The sequence below is a fragment of the Amycolatopsis sp. NPDC051372 genome (assembly GCF_040682095.1).
Classification (GTDB): Bacteria; Actinomycetota; Actinomycetes; order Mycobacteriales; family Pseudonocardiaceae; genus Amycolatopsis.
Genome location: NZ_JBFBAF010000033.1, coordinates 120,053 through 127,936, shown reverse-complemented (window position 1 = coordinate 127,936; position 7,884 = coordinate 120,053). Strand labels below are relative to the sequence as shown.

Below are 7,884 nucleotides of genomic sequence, written 5' to 3'. Positions count from 1 at the left end.
GGTCGCGCGGGCGTTTGCCGCGCCCCCGGGGGGGGGGCCGCCGTTATGGTCCCCGCTCCCCCCCAGCGGGGGCCCCGCGGGGGGCGGGCCCGGCGCCCCGGGGCGCGGGGGCCACGGCTGCTCACTCCTCCCCCTCGGCGGACCCGCGCAGGCTCGGCGGCGCGGGCAGGTGGTGCCCCGGCCGTTCCGGATCGCAGCCGACGCGCGGCAGGCGGGAGCGGATACCACCCGCCGTGCGCTCGAACCGGCGGGCCAGCTCGGCGACCGTGTCGCCCGCGAGCCACGCGGACTCCAGCTCCGCATCGAGCTCGGCACTCCACGGTTTCCCTTGCTGCGCGGGCCGTTCGCCCGATCTTCGGCGCGGCCCGCCCGCGAAGGCGTGGAGGCTGCCGGCCAGGAGGTCGGCCACCGCGGGGACCACGGTGGTGTCGAGGTCGAGCCTGCCGTGCACGACGGATTCTCCGTCGGGCCCTTCGCCGCCCACGGTGACCGTGACGCGGCGCTGCTCGGCCGTCTCGCCCGGGCGGGCGACGACGGCGATCTGATACTGGACGTTTCCGGCCCGGACCTCGGTCCGGTGCTCTTCGATGATCGTCATGGCGGCGAAGGTAGCGCCCACCCCCGACAGAATCCGCTCACGGCCCGTGCCCGGACGGCTGCGCTCCGAAATTGTCAGACTCCTGTCGTAGCGTCCTCGAGCGATCACGAACAGCGAGCGAGGGGGATCGGTGGAAGGGCACGGATCAGTACCGGAGCACAGACAAAGGGTGCCCCGGGCCGGCGGACCGGACCGGGGCACTGGGAGGAAGGGATCAGAAGTGCGACAGCGCACCGGTTTCGGCCTGGGCGTGGGCTGGAGCTGGTGCCTCGCTCTTCTGCTGCGGGTTCGCGGCCGCGGGAACCGGCGGTGGCACCGGGTCGCACTGCGCGTCGGAGTGGTTGCCCGAGGTGCGCTTCGGCAGCGCGCCGGTCGCGAGGTAGTCGGCGACCTTGTCGTCCACGCAGGCGACGCCGGACAGCGAGCCGGCGTGCGTGGTGCCGCCGGGGGCGCTGATCAGGCTCGACTTCGGGAACAGCTTGCGCACGGCGAGGCTGCCCGCGTACGGGGTCGCCGCGTCGAGCTCCTCGCTGATGAGCAGCACCCCGCCGACCTTGCCGCCGTCGACCTTCACCGGCTTGCCGGCCTTGGCGGGCCAGTCGCGGCAGGGCGCGTTGAACCACGCGTTGCCCCAGGTTTCGAACGGAGCGCGGAAGTAGGTCGTCCAGTTGTCGAGGCGCCAGCGGTTCCAGCCGGCCGGCCACTGCACGTCGGTGCACTGGACGGCGCTGTACACGGCGTACCCGTTGTCGTCCCCGGGCGGGTTGGAGGCGTCGTAGAGGTTCTTGAGCGTCTGCCAGTCGCCGCGGTGCACCCAGCCGTCGAACGCCTTGGCCACGTCCTCCCAGCCGAACACGTAGTAGCCGGCCTGCAGGAAGACGTCGGTCCACTCGTCGCCGCCGATCACGCCACCGGCGGCCGAACGGTCGAGCTTCTTCTGCTGGTCGTACCAGAGCTTCTCCACCGCGGCCTCGGTCTTGCCGAGGTGGTAGAGGTCGTCGTACTTCGCGAGCCAGCCGAAGTAGATCTTGATGTTGCGGTCGAAGGCCACGTCCTGGTCCAGGTTGGCCTGGTACCAGACCTTGCCTGGGTCGACGTTGCCGTCGAGCACCATGCGGCGCACGTTCTTCGGGTACAGCGTGCTGTAGACCTGGCCGAGGTAAGTGCCGTAGGAGAAGCCGTAGTAGTTGATCTGCTTCTCCCCCAGCGCCACGCGGAGGCTGTCCATGTCCTGCGCGACGTCGGTGGTCTTGATGTGGTCGAGGATGGCGCCGTTCTTCGCACACGCCTTCGCGTAGCCCTTGGCCTTGGCGAGCCAGGTGCGCTCGAGCTGCGGCGTCGAAGGCACGTACGGCGGGCGGTCGTAGGAGAAGTAGCTACCGTCGCACGTCACGGCCGGCTTGCTGGAGCCGACGCCGCGCGGGTCGAAGCCGATCCAGTCGTAGCTCTCGCCGGCGCCATCCGGCACGTACTGGCCGAGCACCGAGAGCCCGAGCCCGGAACCGCCGGGGCCGCCGGGGTTGACCAGCATCACGCCCTGGTACTGCGCGGACTTGTGTTTGATCCGCGACACGGCGACCTGCACCTTGGTGCCGGAGGACTTCGCGTAGTCCATGGGGACCACGAGGAACCCGCACTCGGCACCGGCGTTCTTCAGGCTCGTGGTCTGGCACGGCCCCCAGCTGATCGACGGCGGGGTGTAGCCCGGCTTCGCCGCCCCCGGCACAGCTGTGGCCGCCGGCGCGGCGGCCATCGTCCCGACCGCGACACCCGCGGCGGCCAGGACGGCAAGGATTTTCTTCACGGTGGCCCTCTTCGCTCGCGGGTTACCCGAATTGGTCGAAACTACCGACAACCCGGAACAATCTCCTCGCACGACACGAGTTGCGCCAGCCGTCGCCCGCCGGTGGCCGGCGCGGTGGAGGTGAACGCGGATGGGTATGGACAAGGCGTTGATCTCGGCTGTCCGAACCGGACTCGCCGCCCGGGCGGACCCGGGGAAAGCGCCCGCCATGCAGGCCTACATGAAGTCGATGATGCCGTATCGCGGGGTGGCCAAACCCGGGCGCGCCGCGCTCATGAAAGAGGTCCTCGCCGCTCACGTTCTGCCCGATCGGGTGAGTTTTTCAACGACCGTGCTCGCCCTGTGGCGCGAGGCGGAATTCCGCGAGGAGCGCTACGCGGCGATCGACCTGTCGGGCCACCGCGCGTACCGGCGGTGGCAGGACCCGGACCTGCTCGGCCTCTACGAGGAGCTCATCGTGGACGGTGCGTGGTGGGACTTCGTCGACGAGGTCGCGATCCGCCGCATCGGGCCGATCCTGCGTGAGTACCGCGCGGAAGTCACGCCGGTGCTACTGCGCTGGGCCACCGACGTCGACCGCTGGCGGCGTCGCACCGCGGTCATCTGCCAGGTGTCGGCGAAAACGGACGTCGACCGCACCCTTTTGACGACGGCGATCGAAGCCAACAGCGCTGACCCGGATTTCTTTCTGCGGAAAGGCATCGGCTGGGCGTTGCGCGACCACGCGAAAACGGATCCGGACTGGGTGCGCTCCTTCGTGCGCGACCACCCGGGGCTGTCACCACTGTCCACACGGGAGGCTGTGAAGAACCTGACCTGACAGCGATCCACGACCGAAGGGATGGGAGAGACCAGGCACAGAGCAGGAGCCGCCAGGCGCGGCATCAGCAGCCGATGACGGTACGGCGAGTGCGCTGCCGAACCCGCGACCGGGTGAGCCCCGGAGGCGGGACGCGCAGCAGCAGCCGTGTGTCGCCGAGCGGAGCGCAAGGCCTGGATGAGGCGGGGCGATCAGCGCAGCCTGGATGAGGCAGGCGATCCCGTGACGGAGGCCGAGACGACGACCGCGGCCCGAGCCGCTGAGGCCGGCACTCGGCGTCGGTACTGGGGACCAGCAGGCGGGTCGCGACTCGCGGCGGACGCCCGGAGCCGCGACCCGAGGCGGGCACCCGAGACCGGTACCTGCGTGGTCACCCGAGGCACCCAGGGCGGCCGCTCCCCGCGGGCACCCGGGACGGGCGCTCGCAGCACCCGGGGCGGGCACTCGCGCCGAGCACTCGCGGCAGTCACCAGAGGCCGGCCGGGGCAGGCGCCAAAGGCCGGCGCCCGGAACAGGCACCCGAGGCCGGTACCTGGGTGGCCACCCGAGGCAGGCACCCGGGATGGACACTCGCAGCACCCGGGGCGGCCACTCGCGGCGAGCACCCGCGGCCGGCCGGGGCAGGCGCCAAAGGCCGGCCCCGCCCGGGGCACCCGAGGCGGGCACCCCGGGCGGCCACCCGAGGCAGGCCCCGGATCGGGCACTCGCGGCGAGCGCCCGCGGCAGTCACCAGAGGCCGGCACCGGAGACAGGCGCCAAAGGCCGGCGCCCCGCGCGCGCCCGAGGCCGGTACCCTAGGCGGCACCCGAGCCGCCTGAGGCAGCCATCTGGGGCGGGCAGTCGCGGCAGGCACCCGAGACCGGCGCCGGGGCAGGCACCAGCGGCGAGCGCCCGGGGCAGGCACCGAGTGGAGAGCCGGCAGTGGAGAAACGGCAGTGGGCCGGAAACTCCGCGGTGAGGCGGTGTCTCCGGCCCGCTGGACCGACGTCGGTCAGGTGGGGCTGCGGGAGTCAAGCCCGCAGCGTCGCTCCGAAGCGGTCGCCGGCGGCGGAGACGGCGGCGTCGCGGGCCTTGGTGGCTTCGTCGACCGTCAGGGTGCGGTCGGGGGCCCGGAAGCGGAGCTTGTAGGCCAGGGACTGCTTACCTTCGCCGACCTGGGTGCCGGTGTAGACGTCGAAGAGCGCGATGTCTTCGAGGAGCTCGCCGGCGCCCGAGCGCAGGACCTCGGCGAGGTCGGCGGACGGGACGTCGGAGCCGGCGACCAGGGCGACGTCGAGCAGCACCGGCGGGTAGGCCGAGACGCTCGGCGCCGGGCGGGAGTCCGGCAGCGGGATGGCGTCGAGGTCGAGCTCCATGGCGACCGTGCGCGGCGGCAGGCCGAGTGCCTCGACGACCTTGGGGTGCAGCTCGCCCGCGTGGCCCACCGGCCAGTCGCCCACGCGCAGCTGGGCGCAGCGGCCCGGGTGCCACGGCGGGAGGTCGGCCGCCTGCACCGTGAGCTCCACGCCGGCGGCCTTGGCCACCAGGCGAGCGGCCTCGACGGCGTCGGCCCAGCCTGCGGGCTCGCCCTTGCCCCACCAGCCGGCGCGGCGGCGCAGGCCGGTGAGCACGACGGCGACGTGCACCGGCTGGGCGGGTACGGCGGCTTCCAGCACGGCGAGCTCTTCGTCGCTCGGCCGGTGCTCGACGCCGAGGTCCGGCACCTTCAGCTGGTGCGGCTTCGGCAGCACGACCTGGCCGATGTGGAAGAGCGACACGTCCTTCATGCCGCGGGACACGTTGCGCTGCAGCGTGTCGAGCAGGCCGGGCAAGAGCGTCGTCGACATGCGGTCGTGGTCGGCTTCGAGCGGGTTGCGCACGCGAACGGTCTTGCGGCGCACGTCGTCCTCGGGCAGGCCGAAGGCGTCCCACACCGAGTCGCCGACGAACGGGAAGGGCAGGACCTCGACGTGACCCGCCTCGGCCAGAGCACGGGCGACACCGCGGCGGCGCTTCTGCTCTTCGGTGAGACCACGGCCCGCGGGCGCCGCCGGCAGGACCGACGGGATGCTCTCGTAGCCCTCGAGCCGCAGCACCTCTTCGACGAGGTCCGCGGGCTGCACGAGGTCGGCGCGCCAGCTCGGCGGGGTCGCGGTGACCGAGGAGATGCCCGCGTCGCTGGTGCTCACCTGGACCTTGCAGCCGATCTGGGTGAGCCGCCGGACGGTGACGCCGCGCTCGTAGCGCACGCCCGCCACCTGATCGGGCAGGTTGATCGGCATGGTCACCGGCGGCAGCGGCGCGACGCCGCCCTCGTCGGTGCGGCCGGGCTGGATGGCGCCCTCGCCGTACTGACGCAGCAGCCTGGCGGCCAGCTCGACCGCGGCCGCGCACAGGCCCGGGTCGGTGAAGCGCTCGAAGCGCTTGGCCGCCTCGGAGAACAGCTTGTGGCGACGCGCCGTGCGGCTGATCGACGCGGGGTTCCAGTGCGCCGCCTCGAGGAGCACGTCGGTGCTTTCCGGGGTGATCTCCGTGCTGGCGCCACCCATGGTGCCCGCGAGCGAAATCACGCCGGAGTCGTCGGCGATCACGATGTCGTCGGCGTCGAGCGTGCGTACGACGTCGTCCAAAGTGGTCAGCTTCTCCCCCGCCTTCGCGCGCCGCACCACCAGGTCGCCCTGGATGGCGGTGGTCGCGAACGCGTGGAGCGGGTGACCGAGTTCGAGCATCACGTAGTTGGTGACGTCGACGGCCAGCGAGATCGACCGGATGCCGGCGAGCATCAGCCGGCGGCGCATCCACCAGGGCGACGGCGCTGTCGCGTCGAGGCCCTTCACACGGCGCAGTACGAACCGCGGGCAGCCTTCGGGGTCCTCGACCCGCACCGGCCACGCGTCGCCCTCGGCCTCGGGGATGTCGATGTTCGCGGGGTCGCCGAAGGGCACGTCGAGCGCGTTGGACAGCTCGCGCGCGAGGCCGCGGATCGACAGCGCGTAGCCGCGGTCCGGGGTCGGCGTGACCTCGATGACGGTGTCGGACAGACCGAGCAGCTCCTTGGCGTCGTCGCCCGGGCTCGCGGTTCCCGGCGGCAGCACGAGGATGCCGCTGTGGTCCTCGCCGAGGCCCAGCTCCTTGGCGGAGCAGATCATGCCGTCGCTGACCTTGCCGTACGTCTTGCGCGCGGCGATCTCGAAGTCGCCGGGCAGCACGACGCCAGGCAGCGCGACCACGACGAGGTCGCCCTCGGCGAAGTTGCCGGCACCGCAGACGATGCCGCGGGTCTTGATGCCGTGGGGGCCCTCGTTCTCGATGGGGCCTTCGTCGTCGTCCTCGTCGTCGTCCTCATCGGACGCGGCGGTGTCCTCTTCGGACTCCGGCTCCTCGCCGACCTCGACGCGGCAGAACCGCACCGGCTTCTTGAAGCCCGTCAGCTCCTCGATCTCGGCGACGCGCCCGACCACGAGGGGGCCGGTCACGGGGCCGAGCTCGCTCAGCTCGTCGACCTCGATCCCGATCCGCACGAAGGCGTCGGCCAGGTCCTGGGGGGTGACCTCGTCACCCACGTCGAGGTGCTCGGTCAGCCAGCTCACCGGGACTCGCACTACGCCTCCGTTCCGAAGGGAAGGGTGAACCGGACGTCGCCTTCGACCATGTCGCGCATGTCCGGGATGCCGTTGCGGAACTGCAGGGTCCGCTCGATGCCCATGCCGAACGCGAAGCCCGAGTACACCTCGGGGTCGACGCCGCACGCGCGCAGCACGTTGGGGTTGACCATGCCGCAGCCGCCCCACTCGACCCAGCCGGGGCCGCCCTTCTTCTCCTCGAACCACACGTCCACCTCGGCGGACGGCTCGGTGAAGGGGAAGAAGTGCGGGCGCAGCCGCGTCTTGGAGCTCTCGCCGAACATCGCGCGCGCGAACGCGTCGAGCGTGCCCTTGAGGTGGGCCATGGTGATGCCCTTGTCCACGGCCAGGCCCTCGACCTGGGTGAACACCGGCGTGTGCGTGGAGTCCAGCTCGTCGGTGCGGTAGGTGCGGCCCGGGCACACGACGTAGACCGGCAGGTCGCGGTGCAGCAGGCTGCGGGCCTGCACGGGCGAGGTGTGCGTGCGCAGCACCAGGCCGGAGTCCTCTTCGCCCACGTAGAACGTGTCCTGCAGCTGACGCGCGGGGTGGTCCTTGCCGAAGTTCAGCGCGTCGAAGTTGAACCACTCGGCCTCGAGTTCGGGGCCTTCGGCGACCTCGTAGCCCATCGCGATGAACGCGTCGGCCACGCGCTCGGACACGGTGCTGATCGGGTGCCGGGCGCCGCGCGGGATCTGGTCCCACGGCAGCGTGACATCGACGGCCTCTTCGCGCAGCACGTGCTCGTCCCGCTCGGCCTGCAGCACCGCGCGGCGCTCGTCGAACGCGGCCTGGGCGGCCTGGCGGGCCTCGTTGACCCGCTTGCCTGCGTCGGCCTTCTCCTGCTTGGACAGCGCGCCGATGGCCCGGCGCGCGAGCAGCAGCGGCGCCTGGTCTCCGAGGTGCGCCGGCTTGACGGCGGCGAGCGCCTCCAGGTCGGTGGCACCCGCGAAGGCCTCTTCGGCCGCCTTGATCGCCGCACGCAGGGTTTCCGGTGCGAGCACGTCGACCGGCTTGTCTGTGGCTCCGGACATGACTCCTCGGCGTCCGCTGGGACGGG

Annotated in this window: 5 protein-coding genes; 1 reads left to right on the top strand and 4 read right to left on the bottom strand. The window is 72.1% G+C overall.

Translation table 11 applies throughout. The features are described from left to right. Positions 1-121 precede the first annotated feature (121 nt). Entirely contained in the window at positions 122-598 is a 477-nt protein-coding gene (locus AB0M56_RS39125; protein WP_364185759.1) for a helix-turn-helix domain containing protein, read from the bottom strand. 214 nt (positions 599-812) lie between these two features. Then, on the bottom strand, positions 813-2,402 hold the full coding sequence (locus AB0M56_RS39120; protein ID WP_364185757.1) for an alpha/beta hydrolase: 1,590 nt from the start codon (positions 2,400-2,402) through the stop codon (positions 813-815). Between the two features lie 130 nt (positions 2,403-2,532). Between AB0M56_RS39120 and AB0M56_RS39115 the strand changes: the two genes are divergently transcribed. Then, positions 2,533-3,222 (top strand): DNA alkylation repair protein, encoded by a 690-nt coding sequence (locus tag AB0M56_RS39115; protein ID WP_364185756.1) that lies wholly within the window; start codon positions 2,533-2,535, stop codon positions 3,220-3,222. A 1,010-nt stretch (positions 3,223-4,232) separates the two neighbouring features. Here the strand turns inward: AB0M56_RS39115 and pheT are convergent. Together pheT and pheS are read right to left on the bottom strand one after the other, a co-directional pair. Continuing rightward, complete coding sequence (gene pheT, locus AB0M56_RS39110; RefSeq protein ID WP_364185754.1) at positions 4,233-6,803, bottom strand: phenylalanine--tRNA ligase subunit beta; 2,571 nt, start codon at positions 6,801-6,803, stop codon at positions 4,233-4,235. Beyond that, on the bottom strand, positions 6,803-7,858 hold the full coding sequence (gene pheS, locus AB0M56_RS39105; protein WP_364185752.1) for a phenylalanine--tRNA ligase subunit alpha: 1,056 nt from the start codon (positions 7,856-7,858) through the stop codon (positions 6,803-6,805). The genes pheT and pheS overlap by 1 nt, the downstream gene beginning before the upstream one ends. Between the last annotated feature and the right edge of the window lie 26 nt (positions 7,859-7,884).

Excerpts from the sequence above, each read along its gene's own strand:
- AB0M56_RS39125 (WP_364185759.1), bottom strand. The coding sequence starts at position 598 with ATGACGATCATCGAAGAGCACCGGACCGAGGTCCGGGCCGGAAACGTC.
- AB0M56_RS39115 (WP_364185756.1), top strand. The coding sequence starts at position 2,533 with ATGGGTATGGACAAGGCGTTGATCTCGGCTGTCCGAACCGGACTCGCC.
- pheS (WP_364185752.1), bottom strand. The coding sequence starts at position 7,858 with ATGTCCGGAGCCACAGACAAGCCGGTCGACGTGCTCGCACCGGAAACC.